This window comes from Bacillus sp. MMSF_3353 (assembly GCF_030733445.1).
Lineage (GTDB): Bacteria > Bacillota > Bacilli > Bacillales > Bacillaceae_G > Bacillus_A > Bacillus_A wiedmannii.
On record NZ_JASHJA010000007.1, the window covers coordinates 70,000 to 95,084 of the forward strand.

General features: G+C 33.3%; 27 protein-coding genes. 9 read left to right on the top strand and 18 right to left on the bottom strand.

The window, feature by feature from the left end:
• Window positions 1-65: 65 nt before the first annotated feature.
• On the top strand, window positions 66-413 hold the full coding sequence (locus RBB48_RS17075) for a VOC family protein (protein WP_048560674.1): 348 nt from the start codon (window positions 66-68) through the stop codon (window positions 411-413).
• 196 nt (window positions 414-609) lie between these two features.
• On the opposite strand, the gene RBB48_RS17080 is transcribed toward RBB48_RS17075, so the two are convergent.
• The 4 genes from RBB48_RS17080 to RBB48_RS17095 all read right to left on the bottom strand — a co-directional run bounded on the left by RBB48_RS17080 (window position 610) and on the right by RBB48_RS17095 (window position 7,836).
• Entirely contained in the window at window positions 610-1,797 is a 1,188-nt protein-coding gene (locus RBB48_RS17080; RefSeq protein ID WP_088063807.1) for an RtcB family protein, read from the bottom strand.
• 281 nt (window positions 1,798-2,078) lie between these two features.
• Window positions 2,079-3,110 carry a Delta(5) desaturase DesA gene (gene desA, locus RBB48_RS17085; RefSeq protein ID WP_142291766.1) on the bottom strand — a complete coding sequence of 344 codons (1,032 nt, stop codon included), beginning with the start codon at window positions 3,108-3,110 and terminating at the stop codon, window positions 2,079-2,081.
• Window positions 3,111-3,490: 380 nt separating this feature from the next.
• Window positions 3,491-5,872, bottom strand: a complete 2,382-nt coding sequence (locus tag RBB48_RS17090) for an immune inhibitor A domain-containing protein (RefSeq protein ID WP_306007875.1) — start codon at window positions 5,870-5,872, stop codon at window positions 3,491-3,493.
• 302 nt (window positions 5,873-6,174) lie between these two features.
• Complete coding sequence (locus RBB48_RS17095; protein WP_088063809.1) at window positions 6,175-7,836, bottom strand: alkaline phosphatase; 1,662 nt, start codon at window positions 7,834-7,836, stop codon at window positions 6,175-6,177.
• A gap of 322 nt (window positions 7,837-8,158) precedes the next feature.
• Here RBB48_RS17095 and RBB48_RS17100 point away from each other — a divergent pair, with 322 nt between their 5' ends.
• Together RBB48_RS17100 and RBB48_RS17105 are read left to right on the top strand one after the other, a co-directional pair.
• Window positions 8,159-8,641, top strand: a complete 483-nt coding sequence (locus tag RBB48_RS17100; RefSeq protein WP_088063810.1) for a DUF2975 domain-containing protein — start codon at window positions 8,159-8,161, stop codon at window positions 8,639-8,641.
• Window positions 8,642-8,651: 10 nt separating this feature from the next.
• Window positions 8,652-8,867, top strand: a complete 216-nt coding sequence (locus tag RBB48_RS17105) for a helix-turn-helix domain-containing protein (protein ID WP_000974615.1) — start codon at window positions 8,652-8,654, stop codon at window positions 8,865-8,867.
• A 40-nt stretch (window positions 8,868-8,907) separates the two neighbouring features.
• On the opposite strand, the gene RBB48_RS17110 is transcribed toward RBB48_RS17105, so the two are convergent.
• The 9 genes from RBB48_RS17110 to RBB48_RS17150 form a co-directional block, all read right to left on the bottom strand.
• Window positions 8,908-9,219: a hypothetical protein gene (locus RBB48_RS17110; protein ID WP_262720375.1), complete on the bottom strand. Its 312-nt coding sequence runs from the start codon at window positions 9,217-9,219 to the stop codon at window positions 8,908-8,910.
• A gap of 115 nt (window positions 9,220-9,334) precedes the next feature.
• A complete protein-coding gene (locus RBB48_RS17115) occupies window positions 9,335-9,721 on the bottom strand; it encodes a DUF3887 domain-containing protein (protein ID WP_088063812.1) in 387 nt (128 codons plus the stop codon).
• Between the two features lie 2 nt (window positions 9,722-9,723).
• Window positions 9,724-10,401 carry a YhfC family glutamic-type intramembrane protease gene (locus RBB48_RS17120; RefSeq protein WP_088063813.1) on the bottom strand — a complete coding sequence of 226 codons (678 nt, stop codon included), beginning with the start codon at window positions 10,399-10,401 and terminating at the stop codon, window positions 9,724-9,726.
• An 89-nt stretch (window positions 10,402-10,490) separates the two neighbouring features.
• A complete protein-coding gene (locus RBB48_RS17125) occupies window positions 10,491-11,807 on the bottom strand; it encodes a GHKL domain-containing protein (RefSeq protein ID WP_306007876.1) in 1,317 nt (438 codons plus the stop codon).
• Entirely contained in the window at window positions 11,807-12,541 is a 735-nt protein-coding gene (locus RBB48_RS17130) for a LytR/AlgR family response regulator transcription factor (protein WP_262720377.1), read from the bottom strand. The genes RBB48_RS17125 and RBB48_RS17130 overlap by 1 nt, the downstream gene beginning before the upstream one ends.
• A gap of 168 nt (window positions 12,542-12,709) precedes the next feature.
• The gene (locus RBB48_RS17135; protein WP_306007877.1) at window positions 12,710-13,288 is read right to left on the bottom strand and encodes an HAD-IA family hydrolase; all 579 of its coding nucleotides are present in this window, start codon (window positions 13,286-13,288) and stop codon (window positions 12,710-12,712) included.
• Between the two features lie 27 nt (window positions 13,289-13,315).
• The gene (locus RBB48_RS17140) at window positions 13,316-13,894 is read right to left on the bottom strand and encodes a kinase (protein WP_060487198.1); all 579 of its coding nucleotides are present in this window, start codon (window positions 13,892-13,894) and stop codon (window positions 13,316-13,318) included.
• Window positions 13,894-14,436, bottom strand: a complete 543-nt coding sequence (locus RBB48_RS17145) for a GNAT family N-acetyltransferase (RefSeq protein ID WP_088063816.1) — start codon at window positions 14,434-14,436, stop codon at window positions 13,894-13,896. The genes RBB48_RS17140 and RBB48_RS17145 overlap by 1 nt, the downstream gene beginning before the upstream one ends.
• Before the next feature lie 14 nt (window positions 14,437-14,450).
• A complete protein-coding gene (locus tag RBB48_RS17150; protein ID WP_001049855.1) occupies window positions 14,451-14,834 on the bottom strand; it encodes a VOC family protein in 384 nt (127 codons plus the stop codon).
• A 283-nt stretch (window positions 14,835-15,117) separates the two neighbouring features.
• Between RBB48_RS17150 and RBB48_RS17155 the strand changes: the two genes are divergently transcribed.
• Entirely contained in the window at window positions 15,118-15,363 is a 246-nt protein-coding gene (locus RBB48_RS17155) for a hypothetical protein (RefSeq protein WP_000433606.1), read from the top strand.
• A gap of 54 nt (window positions 15,364-15,417) precedes the next feature.
• Here RBB48_RS17155 and RBB48_RS17160 read toward each other — a convergent pair whose 3' ends face one another.
• From RBB48_RS17160 to RBB48_RS17170, 3 genes are read right to left on the bottom strand one after another with little or no spacing between them, the layout of a single operon-like run.
• Window positions 15,418-16,146, bottom strand: coding sequence for a CPBP family intramembrane glutamic endopeptidase (locus RBB48_RS17160; RefSeq protein ID WP_306007878.1), 729 nt, complete (start codon window positions 16,144-16,146; stop codon window positions 15,418-15,420).
• 22 nt (window positions 16,147-16,168) lie between these two features.
• Window positions 16,169-16,705 carry a DUF2812 domain-containing protein gene (locus RBB48_RS17165; RefSeq protein ID WP_088122446.1) on the bottom strand — a complete coding sequence of 179 codons (537 nt, stop codon included), beginning with the start codon at window positions 16,703-16,705 and terminating at the stop codon, window positions 16,169-16,171.
• A 7-nt stretch (window positions 16,706-16,712) separates the two neighbouring features.
• Window positions 16,713-17,030, bottom strand: coding sequence for a PadR family transcriptional regulator (locus RBB48_RS17170; protein ID WP_097890234.1), 318 nt, complete (start codon window positions 17,028-17,030; stop codon window positions 16,713-16,715).
• A gap of 203 nt (window positions 17,031-17,233) precedes the next feature.
• On the opposite strand from RBB48_RS17170, the gene RBB48_RS17175 reads away from it, so the two are divergent.
• From RBB48_RS17175 to RBB48_RS17185, 3 genes are read left to right on the top strand one after another with little or no spacing between them, the layout of a single operon-like run.
• Window positions 17,234-18,163, top strand: coding sequence for an AAA family ATPase (locus tag RBB48_RS17175; RefSeq protein WP_306007879.1), 930 nt, complete (start codon window positions 17,234-17,236; stop codon window positions 18,161-18,163).
• Window positions 18,160-19,323 carry a DUF58 domain-containing protein gene (locus RBB48_RS17180; RefSeq protein WP_306007880.1) on the top strand — a complete coding sequence of 388 codons (1,164 nt, stop codon included), beginning with the start codon at window positions 18,160-18,162 and terminating at the stop codon, window positions 19,321-19,323. Before RBB48_RS17175 ends, RBB48_RS17180 begins: the two co-directional genes overlap by 4 nt.
• Entirely contained in the window at window positions 19,298-20,407 is a 1,110-nt protein-coding gene (locus RBB48_RS17185) for a DUF4018 domain-containing protein (protein ID WP_088063822.1), read from the top strand. The genes RBB48_RS17180 and RBB48_RS17185 overlap by 26 nt, the downstream gene beginning before the upstream one ends.
• A gap of 58 nt (window positions 20,408-20,465) precedes the next feature.
• Here the strand turns inward: RBB48_RS17185 and RBB48_RS17190 are convergent, their stop codons facing one another.
• Window positions 20,466-21,923, bottom strand: a complete 1,458-nt coding sequence (locus RBB48_RS17190) for an MFS transporter (protein WP_097907109.1) — start codon at window positions 21,921-21,923, stop codon at window positions 20,466-20,468.
• A 403-nt stretch (window positions 21,924-22,326) separates the two neighbouring features.
• Here RBB48_RS17190 and RBB48_RS17195 point away from each other — a divergent pair, with 403 nt between their 5' ends.
• Together RBB48_RS17195 and RBB48_RS17200 are read left to right on the top strand one after the other, a co-directional pair.
• A complete protein-coding gene (locus tag RBB48_RS17195) occupies window positions 22,327-22,587 on the top strand; it encodes a hypothetical protein (RefSeq protein ID WP_000889750.1) in 261 nt (86 codons plus the stop codon).
• A gap of 87 nt (window positions 22,588-22,674) precedes the next feature.
• Complete coding sequence (locus RBB48_RS17200; RefSeq protein WP_306007881.1) at window positions 22,675-24,159, top strand: glycosyltransferase; 1,485 nt, start codon at window positions 22,675-22,677, stop codon at window positions 24,157-24,159.
• A 154-nt stretch (window positions 24,160-24,313) separates the two neighbouring features.
• Here the strand turns inward: RBB48_RS17200 and RBB48_RS17205 are convergent, their stop codons facing one another.
• Complete coding sequence (locus RBB48_RS17205) at window positions 24,314-24,556, bottom strand: hypothetical protein (RefSeq protein WP_000752473.1); 243 nt, start codon at window positions 24,554-24,556, stop codon at window positions 24,314-24,316.
• Between the last annotated feature and the right edge of the window lie 529 nt (window positions 24,557-25,085).

The following is a 25,085-nucleotide window of genomic DNA, read 5'->3' on the forward strand; positions in this document are numbered from 1 at the left end:
TTACTGTTTTGATATATTGAATATATATTGCTTAAAAATTTAAAAAAAGACAGGAGTTATCTACAATGATAAAAGGTTTCGGGGGAATATTTTGGAGAACTAAAAATCTTGATGTTATAAAAAAATGGTACAGTGAGGTGTTGAAAATTGAAATAGAAGATTGGAATGGGACTGTGATTAAACCCCAATTAGGAAATGAGACTATTTTTTCTTTCTTTACCGAAAATGATAATTATTTTCCAATAGAACAGCAAGTGATGTTAAATTTTGAAGTACATAATTTAAATGAGACTATTCAGCATCTTGAACATATTGGTGTACCTCTTGAAAAGAAAGAAGAAATTAGTGAGTTCGGAAAGTTTATTTGGATTAAAGATCCTGAAGGTCGTCTAATTGAGCTTTGGGAGAAATAGACGGTTATAATCCTTTGCTATTAAGCTAACGGTTGCTTTCATTCAACAAAATAAATAAAAAAGTCGATTCCTTAACTCCACAGGAAATCGACTTCTTCTATCCCATCGCAATAAAATGGAACTACTTCCCTTGATTAGATTGTTTTCGAACAAAAGATACGAAAAATAGTTTTTTCTGGCTGCTTATTTATCCCTTCTAATTCGCTTTAAAATTATATAATGGCTTAATAATGTGCTTTATATCTATTGTTTCTTTTGTATTTTCTATAATTTCATCCATTGGCTTGTATACCATTGGTGCCTCATCAATTGTGCTCTCTACTACCGATGTAGTCCAAACCTCTTTCATCGTATTTTGGAAGTCCTCTAGACTCAATAATTCTTTAGCCTTCTTACGACTCATGATACGTCCTGCCCCATGCGGACCAGAAAAGTTCCAGTCTGGATTACCTTTACCAAATGCAATAATTGAACCATCTCTCATGTTAATTGGAATAATTACTCGTTCATCTTTCTGAGCTGAAATAGCACCTTTTCGTAGAATCATATTTTCCATGTCAATATAGTTATGTATTGTAGTAAATTGATCAGTTACTTTCCAATCCATTTTAGTGACAATTTCATCAATCATTGCTTTACGATTGAACTCAGCATACTTTTGGGCAATATTCATGTCATTCATATAATCTTTGAATCCTTCTCCTTCTAAATAAGCTAGTTCTTTACGAATCTGTGGCTTCTTAATTCCACGTAAAGTTTCTTGTATTTCTTTTTCTCTCCCCTCTTTAGTTAATCTCTTAATAATCTCATCCTTCATTGATGTAACATGAATTAGTTGTTCATACGCGAAGTTCTGGTAATACTCTGCTATTTGTTTACCTAAATTACGAGAACCACTATGAATGACAATATATACATTTCCCTTATCATCTTCATTTAATTCAATGAAATGATTTCCTCCTCCAAGAGTACCTATACTTTTTTGAGCTCGTTGTAATGTATATGGGGCCTTCACACCATCAAAATCAATCATTTTTGAGAATCGATGTTCTTTATCTCGGATACGAAAACCACTTGGAACAAATTTACGAATCGTTTCGTCTAAGTAATCGAAATTAATTTCTACTTTTTTCTTATCAATCACAACAACTTCCATACCACAACCAATGTCTACCCCTACAAGATTAGGAACAATTTTATCTTGTATTGTCATTGTTGTCCCAATCGTGCAACCTGCTCCTGCATGTGTATCTGGCATAATACGAATTTGACTATCCTTTACGAATTCTTGGTTACAAAGATCAATAATCTGCCCAGTTGCAGTCTCATCAACGTTATTCGTAAATACTTTTGCTTCATTGTATTTTCCTTGTAATTTCAACATCTTTCATGTCCCCTTCCTTTTGAAAGAATTATTTTATTACGTTGTATGTGTTCTTATAATTACTATCATCCACCTTCTGCTTTCCAATATATATGTACTATATCTTTCACTATAAAAAAAATTATAATGATTCATTTTGTTTACATAATATAATTACTGTCTCTTTATATTTATACCTACACATAAGTATTCCTCCTCCTAAATATCGATCATATAATAATTAAATAAAAACTCCCCTTAAATCGAAAATGATTAAGGAGAGTTTTTTATTTACGATGAAATTATAGTTCAGATTTCACTCGAACAGAAACATTGTTTTTAATTATTTTTTTGAATTCTTTAAAGGTAACAAAATTGTTACTTTTCTCATCCCAAAGACGAAAACGGAGTGATCGTAAGCTTGTAGCAAGTGTAATCGTTGGTACATTTTTTAACGGAAGCGTATTATTGTGTGCCTCTTCTAGTTTATAGTTAGGTACTCTTGGACTTAAATGGTGAACATGATGGAATCCAATATTACCAGTTAGAAATTGCAAGATTTTTGGAAGTTTATAAAATGAACTTCCTTCCACTGCCGCTTTCACATATTCCCAATCTTTATCCTCTTCAAAATAAGAATCTTCGAATGTGTGCTGTACGTAAAACAGCCAAATTCCTACTGAACCCGCTATTAAGAATATCGTACCATGCACTAACAGAAACGATTGCCACCCAATTGCCCAGCAAAGTATAGCTATTAAAGCAACGATTATAATATTCGTCAAATACGTATTCATACGTTCTTTCTGTCTAGCACCTTTTCGGTTAAATCTATTTTTAAATAAGAAAACATAAATCGGACCTAATCCAAACATAACGAATGGATTGCGATATAAGCGATATGCTAAACGAAGTCTAAATGGCGCAGCTAAATATTCATCCACTGTAAGCGTCCAAATATCTCCTGTACCTCTCTTATCCAAATTACCACTTGTAGCGTGATGAATAGAATGCTCATGTCCCCATTGATCAAACGGGAATAAAGTTAACACACCCATACATGTCCCTACGATTCTATTTGCAGGTCGACTTTTAAAGAATGAATAATGGGTACAATCATGAAAAATAATGAAAATCCGTGTCATAAAACCCGCGGCTAACAGAGATGGAACTACCGATAACCAATAAGAAACGGACAAACTTTTATAAGCAAGGTACCATAAAATAATGAATGGCACGATTGTGTTAATAAGTTGCCACACACTTTTTTTAATCGTTGATTTTTCATAAGGAGCAACTTGTTTTTTTAAATTTTTAGTATTTTCTAATGTCATTGGTCTAATTCCTTTCCTTTATGTTGCTAATTCACATTATAGCATACTATTAGTATCAGGTGTTAAAAGTAGCTGTAATAAATATTATATAATATAAAAATTTCTTTTTTCTTACTCATTACTTACAAATTACTTACGGTCAAAAAAGCTTATATAATCGGACAGATGGAGCATTTTATTTGTTAAAGAAACTTCTATTCCCTCCCCAATAAATATATATAAACAGAAAGCTTTTTCACTTCTATGTATCTTTTTTCTTCTTATAAATAGCAAAGAGATTTTTTCATTTGTATTTATATAATAATCTCTTTTTCACAAGAAGAAAAGAGCTGCCATAAGTCAGGTTTCACCGACTTATGGCAGCTCCTTTTCATTTTATTTTAGCGATGGATCCAAACTGCACCTGCAGACTTGTCTTCAGCTTGACCTACTACTTCAAACTTCAATCCAAGTTTCGGCAACTTACGTCCGGCATCTGGAATAACACTGTTGATGTATTGCTTAGAATCATCAAATTTCGCAACGCCTGGCAATCCTTTATAATCAAAGATACCGCGAGTTGGCGAATTTACTTTCCATGCTGGCGTTTGATCAAATGAGAATGCCGCATCGGCAATTTGATAACGCGTACTGCTCTTCACAGTTGGTTGTCCATTTAATGTTCCTACGATTGCCTCTGGATGAGAATCTACTACCCCAAGGAATCCTTCGCCTGGATGAACGCCTACCCAGTTATCTGTAAAGCTTTGATCCGCATACCATACAACCATTCCTGTATTAAATACTGGACCACGTGCATGTTGTAGCGCCGTGTCAGACCCAGCGTAATTTCGCCACTCGATATAGTAGTTATGTTTTTTCTGTTCAAATCCGTTAGACACAGTAAATCCTTTTAGCGTCATTGCTGGCTGTCCTTCTGCATCATCAGAGAAAACAACTTTTCCATCTACAGTTAATGCTGCATTGTCTAACGCAAATCCTTTATAAGCTACTGCAATATCTGTTACATACTCAAATTGCAGTTTTACTTTCTTTCCTTTAAATTGGCTTAAATCGTATGATTTATCAACCCACTTACCATCTGTTGTATCTACGCCGCCTTTTACATCTTTTTCGCCCATTCTATCAATACGTGTCTTCGTTCCATCTTCTGCAATCGCATTTACGTCAAGGAAATCATACTTCGCTTCCAATTCATAAAATGCCTTATAATCAAACTTAGCATCCGTTGCAGTCGTTAAGTCAAATACTGGTGTCTCAAGTGTTGTATGAATGTCATTTCCTTTTGTGCTGTAATAAAACTTCTTACCAAATGTTGATTCGATATTTTTTATATCTTTGTCTGGCAAGTTAACACGAACGATTCCTGGTCGTTTTGATTTTGTAACACTTTGATCTAAAAATGTTGCAGTACCGATTCCTGTGCGCAGTTTATCATAATCTACCTCAACGATATTCGCCCAGTTACCCTTCATATTCTTTTGGAAAAACTCTTTATTTTGTGGCGAGAAACTTGTTGGCTCTGTTCCCGCAATTTTTCCAGCCCAGCTACCGCCGCTCATAAGGGACCATGATTCAACAGGTTCACCTTGCCCTGAATACTTTGTATCATATTCATCAGGTAAGCCTAAATCATGACCGTACTCATGTGCAAACACACCAACTGCTCCGTCTTCAGGCTCAATTGTATAATCATATGCAGCCATCTTTCCGCCCCAATTTGAAACTGAAGATTTTGTACCATCAATTGCATATGGCTTTGAGCCTAGTTTTGAACGATGAGACCAAATCGCATCATCTTTCAATTTGCCGCCGCCAGCTTCTTGACCTACGCCCGCATGTACAACCATTAAATGATCAATAATTCCATCTGGCTCGTTTTTATTTCCATCACCATCTTGATCGTATTGATCAAATTGATCATAATCAGCTAAATTAATGCCTTTTGCTACCGCTGCTTTTAATGCTTCTTTCACAAAATCTTTTGGTCCTAAAGGCCCCTTGTTATCATGACCAGTACCCGCATCCGCACCATAATCTGACGCTTTCCCTGGAACAGTAAGCCATTCTGTTACAGTTCCATCAACTGTGTAGCTTCCGCCAGATTGTTCTTCATAATATTGTTTAAATGTATTAATCTTCGATCCATCAAATAACGTAAATGGCTCATCACCAAATAACATTTTTTGATAATGTTCACGATTAAAGTCCTTAGAATACATATAACCCGGTTCTTGATCAATATTATTATGCTTAAAATCGCTAAATTCTACGAGTAAAACAAGTACTTTATCTTTTCGAACAGCTCCATTGTACTCAGCTTGCTTCGCTGGTGTAGTAGGTACTTTTCCATTTAATTTTCTAGAATTCAATCCTGCATCTTGTCCAGCAACTGGTCCTACTTCTGGTTGCTGCGCCTGTTCATTCTCCTTCATTTTTGCATCTTTTACTTTTTTCATAAAATCTGAAGCTTCTTGCGTAAGGTTATCTCCTGTCAAGATTTCTTTTCCAGGGTTTTCCCCTTTCTTTTTCTCAACATATTTTTCGACAGCCTTTGATGTCTCGACTTGTGATGCAGATTGATCAATTACTCCCCGTTGTTTCAGCGCTTCTGCCAAACGTTCCTCTGGTATTAAGTGCTCATCTATTGGTAGAGATGATGTCGGTGTCTCAGCATACGCTGCATGACCTCCAAAAGCAAACGTACCACTTAGTACTGCTGCTGTTGTTAATACCGCTAATGGTTTTAATTTCTTTTTCAATGTATTTCCTCCCCAGTGTCTGCAAATTATCGTTTTTTGCCGATAACAACATAATATTCGTTATAATACGAATATTCAATCTTTTTCAACAAAGAGAATGTTGAGAAATATTTTTTTAGGCAGGGCGAAAAATATATGATAGCAATAGGTCTAATATTGCAAAATCCTCATTCACAATAACTTATAAACGTAGAGAATATTTTTGTAGAAACAGCGATTCTCTTTACTCTTGTTTTCGAATGAATTTTCATCTACACAAAAAATGCCAATTCCTAAGTACTTGCTAAGGAATTGGCATTTTTTTAACGAGAATGCTTTATGAATAAGCGGATTGCTTCTTCTGGTATATAGAACTTGCCATTGCTTTCTACAACGACACTACCTAATTCATATTCTTTATTCTTAATACGAATTATATTTTTATTTACAAATAATTGAGCTTTTACATTATTACGTTTTACTATGAGCACCGGGTTTTCTGCATCAGTATTATCTATTGCTACTGTTGCACCTTTTCGTTTAAAGGCTAATTCACTCTCTACAAATAATTTGTTTGTTACTTCTTCTAAGTTAAAGTCCATTGCTTTCGCCATCGTCTTCGCAATGTCTGTGTTTTGGATCAAACCTTTTGGCTTTTGAGGACCGTAAGAATATAAAAACACATCCTCACCTGTATGGCCTCCTGTTGTGAAGCCTATGTTCGCATGATTGGCCAATAATGTAGTAAGTATTGGACCTACATCCGATTTCTTTTTTGCTGCTTTTACTCTTTCTTTTTCATCATAAGTTAAATTGTCCAAACCGTATAATTTAGCTACATCTTCTACATTTGATAAATCAGATTTTAGTTTATTTGTAGCACCTTCAAGTGTCATTTTCGATTTTTTTAATGGACCAATGTATGCAGAGACCGGCGTAATATTATAGCCTTTTGTCGTATTCGCATTCCCAATAGAAATACCGCTGTTACCATGATCAGTTACAGCTATTAACATCGTATTACCATCTTTTTTTGCAAATTCCAATGCTTCTGCAACTGCGTTATCAAATGCTAATACATCACTAATCATCCCTATTGGATCGTTCACATGAGCTGCCCAGTCTGGCTTACTTCCCTCTACAAATAAAAAGAAACCATCTTTATCTTTTGATAGTGTTTGAATTGCTTTTTCCGTCATTTGAGAAAGTGTTGGTTGCTCCGGATTTGTTGCTTCGCGATCCATATCAAACGCAAGAGCATTATGTGAGAAAGAGCCCCAAATTTTCTTAGATTTAGAGTTCAATAATGCATCTTTCGTTTCAACAAAGTCGTATCCTTTGTTTTGAATCACCTTTACTAAATCTTCACCATCTTTTCTTTTTATAGGTAGCAGTGCCTCTTTTCCCCCACCTAATACGACATCTATATTTTGATACACTTGCTGCTCCGCAATTACGTCAAAACGCTTACGGTTAATATGGTGAGCAGAAAATCCAGCGGGAGTAGCATGCTGAATTTCAGCTGTAGCAACTATTCCAGTTGCGCGACCAGTGCGTTTGGCACCTTCTAAAACATTGGCAACTGGACGTAACTTGTCCTCTTCTTTGATTGATTTTAAGCCAGGTGAACTTACAATAGAAGGTAATATACCTACATATCCTGAATTCGATTTATTCCCCGTCGCTAAAGCTGTAGCTGCTGGAGCTGAGTCTGTTATAGCTGATTCCGCCGAATAGGTACGAACTCCTCCTGTTACAATTTCATCTAGTGCAAGTGGTTTCCCTTTATACAAGCGAGCTAATGTCGTTGCTGAAGAACTCGTTCCGTCCATAACCATTATGATTACATTTTTCGGTTGCCGTTCTACTTGTTTCACCTTAGCTTCCACCGTATGATAATTCATCATGCTTTCCGTACATAACATACTTAGTGTGATTGTTCCTACTAACAGTAACCTTTTCATCAATAAACCCAAATTCGACATTGTTGTTCCTCCGTATGTTTCACATTCATTTATATACAAAAAGATTTCCACAACCTATATATGTTTTATTAGTCCCCAATTTTCATGAAGCTAACAATCATTACCTTCATTTTCTTTTATTAGTAAAGCAACGAACGATACATATCATAGCTTTTTATGTTCAAATAAATAGAGACCACACTTTTTTATAAAAACGTCTTATCATTCTCTTCACTAAAATTTGTTTCTCAATAAAAATCCGATTGAAATAAATAAGAATTTATTGTTAAACGATAAAATTTATGTTAAATTAAAATGATAATTTAAAAATGAGGTGCTTTATATGAACCAAGGATCAACACTCTTTTTAAAGACAGCAATTATCCTTATCGGTATTCCTGTTTTTGCTTTGTGTATATTTTTAATTCCTAATATTGGGAATTACACAGCGGACTTATACCCGGATATTGCATATATAAAATATCTTGTTTTAATCAATCTATATGCAACGGTGATACCTTTTTATTTTGCTCTATATCAAGCCTTTAAACTTGTAAGCTACATTGATAAGGGGAACGCCTTCTCGAAATTATCTGTTAGAGCTTTAAAAAAGATAAAACAATGTGCTATTACAATTAGTGTATTATATGTAGTAGGTATGCCGCTTTTCTATCTTGTAGCAGAGAGAGATGATGCACCAGGTATTATAATAATTGGCATGATCCTTATCTTTTCTTCAATGGTTATCGCAGTCTTTGCTGCCGTTCTCCAAAGACTTTTAAAAGATGCGATAGATATAAAATCAGAAAATGATTTAACGGTCTGAGGTGAATAACATGGCAATAATAATTAATATTGATGTAATGTTAGCAAAAAGAAAAATGAGTGTAACTGAACTTTCAGAGAAGGTTGGAATTACAATGGCTAACCTTTCTATATTAAAAAATGGAAAAGCAAAAGCAATTAGAATTACAACTTTAGATGCTATTTGTAAAGCGTTAGAATGCCAACCAGGGGATATTTTAGAATATCAACCGGAAGATACCGAATAAAAAGAGTCCTTCATACTAGAAGGACTCTTTTTATTACATATTACGGCGCAAAACTAATTTGACCAGTAAACAATAAAATAATTGCGATGATCCAAAATATAAATAATGATAAGGACAGTATTATTGAAATAATAGCAATCCCCTTCTTCTCTGTTTGTTTCGTTATCGTAATGCTAGAAAGTATAATACCTGCAACTGTGAGGGCAACTGTAATATAATCTCCCACTACATTACCCACATTGGCTATCCTTGTCGGTGTAATAAAAACGAACAGAAAACATAAAACACCGATGAGTAAAGATATGTAGCTTATTATACTGTACTTCTTTTTAGGAACTATTTCAGTTTTCATACTAACCCACCCTTTCTCTATAGCTATGTGTTTATATTAGCATGAATACCCATAATTTGGTTAAAACAAAAAAACAGATAAAGTGGACACAACCACTTTATCTGCCATTACATTTCTACCTAATTACTAACCCAGCTATTTCTTCTTTATCGTTATAAGTTACGATAAAGGTACGTTGTTCTTTACTATACTTTGCTACAAGAATAACAGTATATAAACCATCTTTTTCTTCAATCGATTTTTTCTCAATTTTTTCGAATGTACCAGCTTTTTCAATTATAGGCGTAAGTTCTTTCATTTGCTCTTCTGATAAGGCTGATTTCATTTTACTATCAAATTTTTCGTGTACGTCTTTATACTTCGCCTCATTTAGTAATGATACAATTTCTTCCGCCTTTGGAATAAACTTTTTTGACGTACTTTCATCTACTTTATTACCGGTACATGCTGCAAGCGCGAACGCCGCGATAGCACTTATAATAATAAGTAACATTCTTCTCATTTTCATACACCCTTTCTTTTTAAAGTGAAACTATAACTAAAAACGAGTAAAGCACAAATTGCTATTGAAACTTCTGACATAATGATCCCGCTTTTCCCTGGTACATATAGCGATATAATGCCAGCTAATGCATTTGCAGTTCCATGGATGAGAATTGCATAGAAAACATAACGAAATTTCTTTTGGGCGACAGCTTGTAATATAATGAAAGAAAGTCCAATATGCAATACCATCGCGAAGATGCGCTCAATACCGCCCAAATAATAACTGTCACCATTTTGAATGACTGTTTGTGACAATAATAGGGATATTACCGGGATACCAACTATCAACACCGCTTCAATACCACCATGCCCTGCTCCAAATAAAAAACCAGACTGCCAATCTCGTTGCTTCATAAAATAACGCATTGCGATAAAACGAGCTATCTCTTCAAAAATTCCAGCTGATAAACTAAGCAAAAGTACAAATAATACAGGCTGCATTATTGAAAACATTTGAAAATCTGTGCTAGTTCCATTTACATAATTCAGTATTGGTATGCGGATCAATATTTGCGATACAACAAAAGCCAATACACCTAACATATATGGAATATAGCGTTTCTTCCAAACAGCATATAAAAGTGCTACAAGCGGTAAACCAAAGCAAATCATTGTTGTAAAAATAAGTCCATTCATCTCGCTTCACCTCTTACTTGAAGTGTATAAAAACGAGTGAAGAAAGTATGTAGTTCTTTCCTATTCGGTTTCATTTTCATCATAGATGGTCATTTTATCTCTTTTAATATGAATGTTTGCGTGAAATAAGGACTTACATAAGTTGTTTCTAACGTTGCATTATTTGTTTTATTCATGATACGTTTTAATGAGAATAACCCGTATCCTCTAGCCCCCTCTTTACTTGAATGGTTTTTCTCATAAATTTTTTGCAAATCAATCGCTTCACTCTTTGAACTATTACGCACGATAAAATATTGTCGTGAATCCGTTTCAAAGAATGCGATTTGCAATATCTTTTCCTCACTATGTACTGCTTCTTCAATTGCATTGTCTACTAAAACTGAAATGATGCGAATAAATGAAATAACCGTCATCGAAACACTTTCAATATTCTCTGGTATATCGAGCATTATTTTTATTTGTTGGTGCTGGGCAGTGCTAACTTTCGCCCTTAATACACTTCTCACTTCAGGGATATGTACGCGAGATAATTTCGCAATATCAAGTTCATGATCATTTATTGTTTTTAACGTAGGAGCTATAACGTCATAGTACACTTGCTCAATTTCTTTCACATTTTTCGTACGTATTCCCTCTTCTAACGATAGTAATACATTCATATAATCGTGACGGAAACTAGCAAGCTCATCATGCATATCCTCTAATTTCTCCACATAATCTAATAACTCTTTATCCAAACGTTTTTCATGCTCTTCTTGTAACTTTGCTCTCGATAAATGTGAACTTATAAGTACTATGATGACTAATAATAAAAATACAATAATCGCTGAAATATAACTTACATCACTGTATTGTTGATTTAATTGTGCTAATAACGCAGAAGATGGCTGAGTTAAGATTAGTTCAATAATAAATCCGGCAATTAATAATATATAAGTTACATAGTATAGCGGACTACCTACTATATATTGAGCAATTTTTTGGATTCTTTTACGGGCTACAAAAATACCGATAAAAGTAAATGTCGATACGGTAAGGTGAATCATGCTTCCTGTCCATAAATATAAATTGAATGGCGTTAACATAAAGATTTTCATTCCTAAATCGAAAAGCAACATTTTTACTAACGTTATAATCACCATGCTCACTAGTGCAAAATATACATTATGCTTAAGTTTTAATTCATTTTGCATTAATCCTAAACTTATTAGAAATAACACAATGGTACTATTCAATTCTGGATATCTCGTTACTGTTACGACAATAGCAAGTAAAATAATGAATACTGCACTTAAAGCTATTAACATTCTAATTGATAATCTATTGTACCGGATTAATTGAATATATAAAAACATATGGCTCATACTAGTAAGCAGTATTGCAAATAAATCATAAATATACATTACATCTCACCCTTTAATATGTTACGTACTTTACTCACTAAGCGCCGTGATACTGGAATGCGTTTCCCGCTTTTTAAAACTATCATTTTTTGCTTCGCATCGTAAGAAGACAGTTGCTTCGTATTCACGATATATGATTGATGACAACGAAATAAACGTTCATCTACTAATTCAATTTCTTTTAAAGTCCCATAAAAATAAACAATTCGATCTAACGTCACTAATGCTAAACGGTGCGGTTCATCGGTCATAACATATTCAACTTCATGAAACGGAACCCGCACAGTTGCATTACTATTTTCAACGATAAAGTCATCGGACGGAATAATATGCTTATTACGCGCTTCATATTTGAGTAAACATTGTTCAAAAACGTTACGCCTCTCCTCGTATGGCAACCCTTTATCAATAAAAGTTAAAGCTGATACCATGTATTGATATGAAATAGGTGCAAATTCAGAATGCGTCGTTACAAACACAATAATTCCTTGCGTATCATACTTTCGTATCTCTTGTGCCACTTGTAACCCTTTACGTTCTTCTCTTTTTATCTCTATATCTAAAAAATAGATTGGGATATACTTCGCCTTAGGAATGTTAGTAATGATGTTTTCACTTTTACTACTCACCTCGATAAAATCAAAAGGCAACATATATTTCTCACAAATCTCTTCAACTAGCCGTTTCATTTGCTGCGCTTGTATGACATCATCTTCTAAAATAAAAATACTCATGGGATCACTCGCTTTATTGAAATCTTTTTATCTATATATTTATCTATAACTATATAATTCAAATTGTTATACTAATCTCCTTCTATGTACTAGATAGTATTAATTTTTATAAAGCATAGAAAATAACCTCTACTTTCAAGCAAAAAGTAGAGGTTTTATTTAAATTATTTATAAAATAACCTCTCTATCAATCACTAACTTATAAAATTCCGAGTAATGTGCTAAAGAATAATCCGCTACATCACAGTTCCCTTGAAACATACATGTTGAAATACTTAATTCTTTTGCAGGTAATAAATCTAATTCTCTATCACCAATAGCTAAATCAATATTGTGCTTTTTATGCAAATGATCATAAGATAAAGCGTTCGGTTTTCGGGGGAAACCATCGTCAATTGTAACCATGTCTACGAAGTATTTTTCCCAGCCGTAATGATTCAATATAGATAATACCCCCGCTCTATCTTTGTGAGTCATAATTACATTTTTATCGGCAAACTTTAAAACCTCTTCCACTTTTTCAAATGGTTTTATATCTTCTATCATAATGCGACTCTCTAATACATCAATTTCACTTAATTGTTTTTTTGATATTTCATAATAGTCAATTGCGTGTGAAAATGAAACCTTTAAATTTTTATAGATTTCTTCTTCCCTTATTTCCTCCCCTAATACTTGAGAAAGAATTTTTGTATAAACTGGATACGTATCAAATAACGTCCCATCAAAATCCCATAAAATATTCATTCTGTTCACCTTTCTATTTTCTAATCATTATATAACTAAGTTCGCTCCCTTCTGTGGTGTTTCACTTTCTAAATAATAATCCTCTGCTTTCCAATACCTATTTTCAAACTTTGAAAGGTTTTTCTGCGTTTCTTCACTCTCACGTAGAAACCGTGTCTCTCTTGGACAATCTAAATACACCATATAATGAAAGAAATCTCTCCATTCTTTTCTCTGTAGAAAAACACCTTCTATTACAATTACGCCTACTATGGGGATCTGTACTTTTTTCATCTCACTTGAGTCTGTCTCATTATTATAGAACGGTAATTTCAGTTTTGTGTCATTTTGTAACTTCTGAAAAAACTTCTGCCGAAGCCATTCAATATCCCATTGTAAATAATAATACTCATACCATTCTTCATAGCCAGTATGATACCGTTTATTACGTTCTACTATATGATCATCAATATGAAAAATATGGAACGGAATACTTTCTTGTTTCATATTTTCTTTTAAGTTTGTTACAAATGTTGTTTTACCCGATCGACTTAGTCCATCAATACCTAAAATGAACCTATTTTCTTTATGCTTCTTCATAACATTTATAAGCTCATTTGTACGCATTACTTCTTCCACTCTTCTTTTAATAACGAGTATAAAATTGTATCATGAGCAACTCCATTTTGAATCATATGTTTTCGAAGTAATCCTTCTTCTTGAAACCCTGCTTTACTTAATAATTTTTGAGAAGCTTTATTTTCTACATATACAACAGCTGCAATTCTTATAAGTTGTAACGTTTCAAACCCGTAAGTTAAAATCGCCTGTAACGCTTCCGTTGCATACCCTTGTCCCCAATATGTATCATCTAGTTCATAACCAATTTCAGCTCGCTTATGATGCTTGTTTATTAAATGAAATCCGCACGTTCCGATTAATTGGCCCGTACCCTTTTTCTCAATTCCCCAGCGAAATACAGTTCCTTCTTCATAACGATTTTTAAACGTTTGAATAGTCGTTTTCGCTTGCTCAATATTTTCGAAAGAATCCATTCCAAAATAACGTATAACAGATTCTTTTGAAAAATAACGGAACATCATTTCTGCATCTAACAGTGTTAGTTCTCTTAATTGTAAACGTTCTGTTTCTAGTTTCGGAAACCCCATCTCTTTTTCTCCTTCTATTCTAATGAACTGCAAATTTCAATATAATTCCCATCTGGATCGGCAATGTATGCAATTGTTTGTCCCCACGGTTTCACAATTGGTTCAACTAAGATTTTAATACCTTGCTCTCTAAATTGTTCGATTGTTTCTTGTACATGATCAACAACGAATCCCAATTCAAAATGAGAAGATTGTAACTCACCTTCTGTAAGTGGTAGTCCTGTTAATTCTTTCACATCTTGCCTTGTGTTCATCGCTAAAATTGTAGAACCAGTATTAAATTCAATATATGTACCATGCTCTGCTTTTATAGGTAACTGTAAAATATCTTTATAAAATCTTAAACATTCTTCAAACTTTTCTACATATAAAATGATGTACTTCATTTTTAAATTCATTTTACATCCTCCTTTATATCCATCCCTAAAATTTCGACAAATGTCTCATAAAAACCTTGTTCCTTATAGCAACGAGCACAAAAAAATGAGGCCGATTTCTCGGCCCCCCAGCTTATTGGCATAAAACAGGAGATTTGGTTTGGACATAACCAGTTCGTACTCTTATTATATTTTATTTTTTCTGAATTTTGAATACTTTTAACACCCATTTATATTGAGAAAGTTTTTTTGCTTGCATAAAATTAATGAGTTTAAGAAATGCTACAAATGGAGGTGTATACATATGGAACCAATGCTATGTCCAAGCTGTAAAACGAACCGTACTCGCTTTAATATTCTTGAGCAACAAGTAAAACCAGTCAAGTTAAATCCACAAACTGGTCAAGTAGAAGAGGAATACACAAATGAAAATATGAATGCTTTTCATATGGCCTATCAAGGACCTACTTACCGCGTCCAATGTGCTGTATGTGGGCTTGTTGAAAATCCAGAACAATTTATTAAACCTGCACAAAATCAGTCTTTCTAATAAAAAAGTTGCTTGTGTTTCAAGCAACTTTTTTATTCTCATTCTACATTTACTTTAGACTCTCTGTAATATTACTTTTCCTTTCAATATAAATAAGCGGATTAGTACAAGTAAATCTATTAACATATGTATAATTATAGATGGATAAATTGATCCAGTTGCAACATATACTCTTCCTAACATAAAACCTAAAATCGTTGTCCCTACTATACCTTTCCACCCTTGATAAAAATGCGCTAAACCAAAAATGATTGACGAGATAACTAGTACCCCTATTATCGATAGCGCTGGGAAAAGCTGTGATAAGTAATTCATCATGAAAGAACGAAATAATAGCTCTTCTGTTACACCTGCTGTAATGCAAATAAGAATCCATAGTATTGTTTCTCGGTAATTATTAGGGAGCATTTCTGAAACATCACTCATTTGTTTCTCTGTATACTTTTGAAAAATTTCACTTTTCTTTAACATAATCAACGGCACTATAAACCCAATGCATACACCTATCCACAATGATATATTCATATTTTTAAAATACTTACTTACCATATGATTAGCAGATGGTAGTTTAAGTCCATACTCCTCAAATGGGATATTGATTGAGTATGATGTTATTAACATAATGATGGCTAACGCCCACAGTAAACTCATTGTTCTTATATAAAAGGAAACTCTTGCATTTTTATTTGTTTGTATATCTTCTTTCAACTTATTGTACAGCCGCTTGCCAAGAACCCCTTCACCTAAGGTCAAATATATAAATAACATAGTCAAAATAATCATGTTAATCCCCCTTTCTATATTTTTAAAGGATTTCTTTTTTTAATTTTTTTATCTTCCAAAATAACCTTACAAATATATACACATACATACAACCTAAAAATCCAATTACACCTTTTATCAAAAGTGGAATCCTAACTTCCGAAGAACTTAGGAAACTAGGAGTCATGCATAGCATTGCAAATGAAAAAACAAATACAAGAAATGTAAATAAGTCTTTAAACTTTGCAATTTTCGTCTCTTTTTCCGAATATATATCTGGCAACTCGTTATCATCACCTACTTCTTTGCAAAAGTAGTGCCATTTGGTGAAACTAGTTACATGTTTCCAACCACACATTTCATATAATTCAATATATTCTTTTTGTTTTTCCTTTGAATCTCTATAATCCATTCTAAAATCGGCTTTATAGATTATATCTTTCGGCTCAGTTTTCTTAAACGTATACATCATATTATAATTTTGTAGCGCCCATCCTTTTTGATGCATTTTCCGTAAAAAAGCTTCTTCTTTTTCTAAACTCCATGCCGCGAAAAATTTCAATACCTTCTTTGTCTTCATCTTCTATTCACTCCCCTAATATACTATTTCCATTCCTTACAGATCTCTGCAACCTGTTGTACTCTAGTTCCAACACTTCTCTCCCAAAGGACGTCAACTCATAACACTTCTTTCTATCTGTAGAGGCAACTTCAACTATTAACTTCTCTTTTAGTAACTTCGTCGTATTCCCGTATAAAGTACCAGGACCGAGTTTTACTTCTCCATTTGTCATCTCTTCTACCATTTGCATAATTCCATATCCATGCATTGGTTTCACTAGTGATAACAATATGTAATATGTCGCCTCTGTTAACGGAATATATTTTTTCGCTTTCGCATTCATTATAACTACCTCCGATACATCGTTATCTGATATATCGACTAACGATACATCGTATATCGATATTGTATAATCATATTCCAAAATATGCAAGGTAATTTAATAACTTAATATCTATTTCTTTAAATTAAAAAATCATATCAATTTTCTGAATAATTTGTTAAAATATAGAAATATCCGTTTATATTTTGAAAGGAATGATACATATGATAAATAAATTGAAAGAAAATATAGGATCAGTTTTTGTCGGTAAAGAAAATGTTATTGATTTATTACTTGTTTCTTTGCTTGCTGACGGACATGTACTGCTTGAGGATGTGCCTGGTACGGGGAAAACGTTACTTGCGAAAACACTTTCTAAAAGTATTGGTGGTAATTTTTCTCGTGTCCAATTTACACCTGATGTACTTCCGAGTGATGTAACAGGTATTGAATATTTCAATCCGAAAACGAGTGAATTCGAATTAAGACTTGGACCAGTTATGACCAATATTTTGCTTGCGGATGAAATTAACCGCGCTATGCCTAGAACACAGTCTAGTTTATTAGAATCGATGGAAGAACGACAAGTAACGCTTGAAAAACAATCTACTCCTCTTCCGAAACCGTTCTTTGTTATTGCGACGCAAAATCCAATTGAATCACAAGGAACGTTTCCTCTACCAGATGCACAGCTTGATCGTTTTTTAATGACAATTTCAATTGGTTATCCATCTCCAGAAGATGAACTACAAATGATGCGACGTTTTCGTAACGATGTACCACTAGAAAGTGTCACATCTGTTATTTCTTTAGATGATATTTTAGAAGCACAGAAACGAGTAAAAGAAATTTTCGTATCAGAACCGTTAGAACATTACATTATTAAACTTGCTCACGCTACAAGAAATCATGATTACATCGCTAATGGTGTAAGCCCGCGTGCCACATTAGCTTTAGTACGCGCAGTTCAAGCACTAGCCTTTTTACGCGACAGAGAATATTGCACTCCTGAAGATATACAATTTTTAGTTCCTTCTGTTTGGAATCATCGTATCGTCTTATCAATGGAAGGGGCATTACGCACGACAAAAAATGAAATTATACAAAGGATTCTAAAAGAAGTTGACGTACCAGTGGAGATTGAACAAACATGAATGGACAGCGTGTTGTAACTGTACCTTTATTTTTCCAACTCCATATTATTCAACTAACTGTCCCAGGCGCTATACTATTTACATTTTTCATGCCACAACGAATCATTATGTTTCTCTTTTTCTTCTATTATTTATTTGCGATTTTCATTTATAAATATGTCGCTTACATAGAGAAAACATTTGAAGTCGTAAATGAGAAACAAACTAATCAGCTTTTTCCTAATGAATCTGGGCAGTTTTTTATTCATTTAAAAAATGGAGCAAATATACCGCTCGTTAACGGTGTTTGTTATTTTCATTTAAATCCGTCACTACTACCACAAAAAGATCAAGGAATTGAACAAATATCAAAAACACTATTCTCTTTCCCGTTTTCACAACCTGCTCATTCGGCGCAAAAGTGGGATTTAACATTAACCGCAACGAAACGTGGTGTGTTTCAAATTGAACAGTTCGAATGTGTCTTGAAAGATCCTTTTCATCTTTTAACTGTACATTTGCCCATTTCTGATAAATTGAGGACTGAAATTATTGTGTACCCTTCTCCTAAAGAAGTAGCAGGCTTACAAGAACTACAGCAACTTTTAACCGGATCTTATCGAACGAATTTTTCTTTTTACAATGATGAAACATCTATTATCGGTGTTAAACGATATGAACGTGAGTCTTTCCGTTCTATTCATTGGAAAGCATCTGCTAAAATGCAAGAATTACAGGCGAAGCAATATGAACCTGTAAAAAATTATAGTTGGACGATTTGTCTTTCATTAGCTGCTGATCGCGGGTTTGGTTGGAAAGATAATATAGAAGACCTTATTTCATTTGCAACATACATTTGTCAATACGCAACGAAGCATCAAATACCGTTTGAACTATTTATTAGTGTATTAGCTGAAGGTGGTCCTCTGCACTTACCATTAAACGAAGGGCAAACACATTACGGAATATCTTTAGAGGAATTAGCGCGTATTTCAGATGATAGTACGTTACTTCCGAAACAAGGATTTCTTCATTATGTAACGAGAAAAAGAGAACGATCGTCTACAATGATATACATTGGTTTACAGAGAAATGAACTCCCTCTTCTCTCTCAGCCTACGTTTCTCATTAATAACGAAGGGATGGTGGAAAAGCTTGAAAACTTGGCTTTATCACGTTAATGACTTTATTCTGCTGCTCCTCCTTTCGTTATTAACGGAAAGAGATGAACTCATCGGCATTGTTATATTTTTAGCAACAGGCTATATTGGAGTATTTCTTATCCATAAACTAATGAAGAAAAAAACAACAGGTTTTGTCATACTGTTAATGACTCAAATAATTGGTTGTTCTATCTTTCTCCCTTTCTCTCTGTTTGGCACAATTATGTTACCGCTTTTCTTCTTTATCGTACATGTAGTTGGACCCGGATATCCAGTTCAAAAGTCATTAGGTGGTATTGTATGGTTTAGTATTTCAGCCATATTTTATGCGCCCTTTCCACCTTTGTGGAAACTATTACTTTTAGTTTTACACATTATGATTACATTTTGGTTAACCGGGATAAACCGTAATCAACAGTTATTACGTTTCGCTTCTCTTATTACGATTGGAATAATTAGTGCTTTCCTTATTCCTATTTTCCCATACATTCGGCTTCTTTTTTCTTATGTCGTACAAGTAGTTGCTTTAGGATTTGGATACGCCATTAATCCGTTATTTTCGGCAGCTGAATCAAAAGAAACTGACGATTTTTGGTCGAATAAAGGGAATTTAAAAGATCCTCAAATTAAAGATGAATTTGGACATCGTGCTTTTGATCCAACACTTATAAATAGCATTACAATAATAGTCTGTACAACCATTGCTATTTACGTCGTTTGGAAAATAATAAAAAAACGAAAACAATTCAGTTTACCAAATATGCCTGCCTTCGAATCTACTATCATTACTGATAAAGAAGGAATGAGTTTAAAACATTTTAAACGAAACAAACCGCCACATAATGAAATTCGAAAAGAAATTTTTAAACTGGAGAGTAAATTAACTCCTCCTTTAAATAGAAAACGAGGAGAAACTGTTGAAGCATGGTTAGAAAGAATAAATAGTGAAGAAGATGTAAGTATTCAGAGTCATATTATTGTAAATGCTTATAATACAGTACGTTATTCAAATAGTGAGGATATGATGCTACTTCAGGAATTTAAGGAAGAGATTCATAAGCTTTATTTGTATCAGAAGAATTTGAAGAAAAGAAAGAAATAACATAACAAAAAAAGACTCCTATTTTCATAGGAGTCTTTTTATACTTCTACGTTACTTGTTAAATTGAAGCATTCTTCCCTGCTTCAATTTCTAACGACTCTTCATGCCACCAAAGTGTTTCTTCAGGGTCTTCTTTAGCGATTTGGTGTGCTTCTTTTTTCGTTTCTACTGTAGGATATGAGCCTTTTAGCGCACGTCCTGAAGTTGTAACGAATAATACACTAAATGCGACTAATCCAATAATACTTACACCTGCTAAATAAAATGCTGGTGCAAGCGGGTTACCAGTAGCATGAACTAAGTATGAACATACGAGCGGTGTTGTTCCACCGAATATTGATACAGAAATATTAAATGAGATCGAAAGTGCTCGATAACGTACATCAGTGAAAAATAGTGATGGTAATAATGAAGGTAGCGTTCCTTCATATACACTTAGGAAGAATCCTAAAATGAAAATACCTGCAAATATAGCAGCAATATGTCCGTTACCTATTAATATAAATGCTGGAATTGCAAATACAGTTAAACCAAGTAAACCAATTTGCACGACGCGTTTATTACCAATTTTATCACTTAATTTACCGAAATATAATGCCAGTGGAATCATAAGTGCCATCGTAATTGAAATAATTAATAAGCCAGTTGTTTCTTTGACTTTAAGTACTTGAGTTAGATAAGAAGGAATATACGAAAGAATCATATAATTCGTAATATTAAAGAAGGCGACAATTACTGTGCTTAATAAGAAGTCTTTTTTGTGATATTTTAATATATCCATAAATGAAAATTGTTCGTTGTCTTCAGATTCCTCTTGTGCTTTTTCCATCTCTTCAAAGATGGGAGATTCATCTAAATGACGGCGTAAATATAAACCGACCAAACCAATTGGTGCAGCTATTAAGAAAGGAATACGCCAGCCCCAGCTGAGCATTTGCTCATCTGTTAACAATAACGTCAAAATGGTAACAATTACCGATGCAGCAATGTAACCTGAGAGTGTTCCAATTTCAAGACCACTACCGAGTATACCACGCTTTTTATCTGGAGAAGATTCTGCGATATAAACCATTGCTCCTGAATATTCGCCGCCTGTAGAGAAGCCTTGAATCATTCGCGCAACTAAAAGTAGTATTGGTGCCCATACACCAATTTGTTCATAGGTTGGTAGTAATGCGATGAATAATGTAGAAAGTGCCATTAAAATAATAGTAGTACTTAACACGATTTTTCGGCCGTACTTATCTCCTATTCTACCAAAGAATACACCTCCGATTGGTCGAACGAGAAAGGCTGCTGCAAATGTACCGAATGTAAGTACAAGTTGCAATCCACTATTATCAACACCTGAGAAGAATAATTTACTTAAGATAACCGCTAAATACGCGTATAATCCGAAGTCAAACCACTCCATTGCATTCCCTATACCAGTAGCAACTACTGCTTTCCTGGCTTGTTTAGGATTGACAATATTAACGTCTTGAGGTTCAAAATTTAAATCATTATTTTGTTGCATATAATAAATCAGCTCCTTTTTTAATTTAACTTCTTTAAGCACACCTTCTCTTATTGAATAAAATTAATTCGAAGCACTAAAGGAAAATCAACGTCTCCTTGTCTGTTATTATTATTTCACATAATTAATTATTTGTCCAATTAAATGCTCTTTTTGTATAAATTTACACCCTATTTAACTTTTTATAAAATGAAGTTTAGGCTATATAATATATACCTTTACACTACAAATGAACCTTTCATTTATTTATATTTATAACGTTTCTATAATTGCTTCCTATAACTTAGAAACCAGTAACTTTTACTAAAGATTTGCATATATTTAAAAAGTGAACTCATTAGCTCGAATTCTGTTTTATTACATTCAACTATAATATTATTATAGTTTTAAAGGAGGCTATTTTATGTTGGAAATAATACTTTCACTTACTACTGTTTCTTTTCTCTTAATTATTTCTGGATTTTTCATTACCTTAAAACAATATAAAGAAATTAAAAATATAAAGACTATATTAACTACAAAAAAAGAAAATGAGAAAACTCCATCCGAAAACTCCATCCCTCTGCAATTAGACCTTAGCGTTCTCAATAATTTACTCGCTTCTGGAATAAATAAAGGTTCTAATACAAGTAAAGAAAATTGTGAGTCTGATAAAACTAAATGATTGTTATGCTTATAACAAGAAGAAAATATATCTCCTCTTTTATCTAATCTTATTAACAACTACCTCTGATTAAAAAGGAGACTGCTTATGTGTAAAAATTCAATTTCTATTATTATCCCCATACAACATAAAATAAAAAATTTACCTAAAATTTTGAAAGCATGTGAACAACTACAACCTTTTGAAATTATCCTTACTATTATCAGTAGTGTCGATGATTCTATTAATATTGCGCGATCTTACAATTGTGAAATTATTACACTAAAAGAGCCGATAGAATCTACTAATTGTTATGTAATTGGTGCAAAAAAAGCAAAGGGAGAGTACCTCTTATTTTTAGATGAAAATTACATTATTCACTCCTCCTCACTTATACAATTTCTTCAACCATTACTAAAAAAATCGGCTGACGTCATATTAAATAATTTAGATAATTTTTTCTATCAAAAACAACAGCCAAATATAGCAATGATTTGGCAGCAAGTTACGAATCATTTTTTTCATCGCCCAGATTTAAATGTTAACTCCTTATTATTTCCTCCCTATGCAATGACAAAAGAAGTACTTGAGGTAATTACTTCAGATAGTTTATCAAATCCAATATTGGCACAAATGAAAATTATTGAACATAAATTTCGGATTTGCGATCAATTAAACATTTCTATCCCTCAAGTTCCCTTTTTTCCTTCAACTCAACTCATTCATTATCATCTTGCAGCCATTGCAAATTGGATCAATCTAGTGCGAGATCAAAGAGGAAACTATACCGATAATAATCGAAAGCGGGATATTATTTTAGGGCTTCACAACGGGGAACAAAAATCCACTCCAAAAATAATTACAGGTAAAGAGTTTTATTCGAATACTTATGGAGATAAACAATTATCAGTTATCATCCCTGTTCAAAATGAAGAAAAAACGATAGAATCTGTCATTTTTGAGGTGCAGAAATTAAAACCTTTTGAAATTATCGTTATTGTTAATGGATCAACAGATAAAACAGAGGAATTGGCGAAGGATTGCGATGCAACAGTTATTAGTTACGAAGAAGCACTTGGAAATGATACGGGACGTGCTGTTGGTGCCTATTTTGCCAAAGGTGACATATTATTATTTATAGATGGAGATTTCTTAATTTCTAGTTGTGATTTATTACCATTTGTACAATCTATTCAAAATGGCACGGACTTAGCTTTAAATAAACTAGATTACTACTATATGTATCGTCTCCCCTATTCTATCGTCACCGCATGTAAATATGCTATTAACTTAGCATGTAATCGGAAAGATTTAGGTATGGGATCCACAATTGCTGTCCCTCATGCTTTTAGTCGAAAAAGCATTCATACAATTGGGTTTGATTCACTTCTTTCACCAACCTTAAGTCAAGTTAAAACAATTTTAGCAGGCTTTCATGTGCAAAATGTCCATTCTGTCGACGTCGATAAAATGAATCGTGTTCGACCTGAAAAACACTTCTCTGAGCAAGGTTGCCTTTCATTAGCAACACAACAAATCATTGGTGATCATATAGAAGCAATTTCTTACCTGATCGAACAAAAAATGAGGTAAAGAGTGCTTTTAATTATACATCCTGCCTACTAAATAATATATTATCTCATTTTTAATATATGACAGAATAAAAAAGATGGTTTGTAACCATCTTTTTTATTTTTACATCAGCTCAAAAGAAAAGTAGAAGGCAGGCTTTTCATTTCTTATTTTCTTAAGAAGTTTGAAAAGAGAGGCTTGTTAATGAAGATTCAACACTTAAATCATCTTTTAGTGCAATTGAGAAACATGCAACTAATGGTAAAGTAATAACAATTGATCCACTAGGACTAATTACAATTGTAGGACTTGTCCCACATGTGCCCCCACAATCCACTTCTGCATCAATTCCACTACCAGGGGTAATTGTAATTTTAAGACACACATCTAAACAAACATTATTCGTAGTACATGCCATAACTCTCCCTCCTTTCTTTTAACAATATATGCAGTTTATCGAATTTAGACACGACTCTCCTACTAATTTTTATAAATTAGCTGCTATTTTCTTATCAGTTTTATATATATTTAATTTATTATTAAACTAGATAAATTAATTAATAAATTCAGATCATCTTTTACTGAAATAGAAATACATGCGGTAAATGATATTACATTAAAATCAGATGAAAATTCATAATTACACCTTAGAGATATTTCTGCCCCAACATTTGGATAAACCTTAATTTCTAAATACATATTAAAACACCTTTTATTGATGTAAGAAAAGGTATTCCCTCCTTACTTGCATCTGATATTAAGTTATATAGAACTTATCGTTACTTCTTTATTTATTTTTTACTTGATATACTTAAAATAAGTTAAAATAAAAAAGTAAAAACCTCTTCATGTATTTTAAGAAGTTTTTACTTTTCACTTACACCTGAACCAAAATGGTAACTTCTTTAAATTTTGTTTTCATTCCAATACTCAACTTATACTCTATC

Bases quoted from the DNA above. Each gene is read 5' to 3' on its own strand.
- RBB48_RS17075 (WP_048560674.1), top strand. From the start codon at position 66: ATGATAAAAGGTTTCGGGGGAATATTTTGGAGAACTAAAAATCTTGAT.
- RBB48_RS17080 (WP_088063807.1), bottom strand. From the start codon at position 1,797: ATGTTGAAATTACAAGGAAAATACAATGAAGCAAAAGTATTTACGAAT.
- desA (WP_142291766.1), bottom strand. From the start codon at position 3,110: ATGACATTAGAAAATACTAAAAATTTAAAAAAACAAGTTGCTCCTTAT.
- RBB48_RS17095 (WP_088063809.1), bottom strand. From the start codon at position 7,836: ATGTCGAATTTGGGTTTATTGATGAAAAGGTTACTGTTAGTAGGAACA.
- RBB48_RS17100 (WP_088063810.1), top strand. From the start codon at position 8,159: ATGAACCAAGGATCAACACTCTTTTTAAAGACAGCAATTATCCTTATC.
- RBB48_RS17105 (WP_000974615.1), top strand. From the start codon at position 8,652: ATGGCAATAATAATTAATATTGATGTAATGTTAGCAAAAAGAAAAATG.
- RBB48_RS17110 (WP_262720375.1), bottom strand. From the start codon at position 9,219: ATGAAAACTGAAATAGTTCCTAAAAAGAAGTACAGTATAATAAGCTAC.
- RBB48_RS17115 (WP_088063812.1), bottom strand. From the start codon at position 9,721: ATGAGAAGAATGTTACTTATTATTATAAGTGCTATCGCGGCGTTCGCG.
- RBB48_RS17120 (WP_088063813.1), bottom strand. From the start codon at position 10,401: ATGAATGGACTTATTTTTACAACAATGATTTGCTTTGGTTTACCGCTT.
- RBB48_RS17125 (WP_306007876.1), bottom strand. From the start codon at position 11,807: ATGTATATTTATGATTTATTTGCAATACTGCTTACTAGTATGAGCCAT.
- RBB48_RS17130 (WP_262720377.1), bottom strand. From the start codon at position 12,541: ATGAGTATTTTTATTTTAGAAGATGATGTCATACAAGCGCAGCAAATG.
- RBB48_RS17135 (WP_306007877.1), bottom strand. From the start codon at position 13,288: ATGAATATTTTATGGGATTTTGATGGGACGTTATTTGATACGTATCCA.
- RBB48_RS17140 (WP_060487198.1), bottom strand. From the start codon at position 13,894: ATGCGTACAAATGAGCTTATAAATGTTATGAAGAAGCATAAAGAAAAT.
- RBB48_RS17145 (WP_088063816.1), bottom strand. From the start codon at position 14,436: ATGGGGTTTCCGAAACTAGAAACAGAACGTTTACAATTAAGAGAACTA.
- RBB48_RS17150 (WP_001049855.1), bottom strand. From the start codon at position 14,834: ATGAATTTAAAAATGAAGTACATCATTTTATATGTAGAAAAGTTTGAA.
- RBB48_RS17155 (WP_000433606.1), top strand. From the start codon at position 15,118: ATGGAACCAATGCTATGTCCAAGCTGTAAAACGAACCGTACTCGCTTT.
- RBB48_RS17160 (WP_306007878.1), bottom strand. From the start codon at position 16,146: ATGATTATTTTGACTATGTTATTTATATATTTGACCTTAGGTGAAGGG.
- RBB48_RS17165 (WP_088122446.1), bottom strand. From the start codon at position 16,705: ATGAAGACAAAGAAGGTATTGAAATTTTTCGCGGCATGGAGTTTAGAA.
- RBB48_RS17170 (WP_097890234.1), bottom strand. From the start codon at position 17,030: ATGAATGCGAAAGCGAAAAAATATATTCCGTTAACAGAGGCGACATAT.
- RBB48_RS17175 (WP_306007879.1), top strand. From the start codon at position 17,234: ATGATAAATAAATTGAAAGAAAATATAGGATCAGTTTTTGTCGGTAAA.
- RBB48_RS17180 (WP_306007880.1), top strand. From the start codon at position 18,160: ATGAATGGACAGCGTGTTGTAACTGTACCTTTATTTTTCCAACTCCAT.
- RBB48_RS17190 (WP_097907109.1), bottom strand. From the start codon at position 21,923: ATGCAACAAAATAATGATTTAAATTTTGAACCTCAAGACGTTAATATT.
- RBB48_RS17195 (WP_000889750.1), top strand. From the start codon at position 22,327: ATGTTGGAAATAATACTTTCACTTACTACTGTTTCTTTTCTCTTAATT.
- RBB48_RS17200 (WP_306007881.1), top strand. From the start codon at position 22,675: ATGTGTAAAAATTCAATTTCTATTATTATCCCCATACAACATAAAATA.
- RBB48_RS17205 (WP_000752473.1), bottom strand. From the start codon at position 24,556: ATGGCATGTACTACGAATAATGTTTGTTTAGATGTGTGTCTTAAAATT.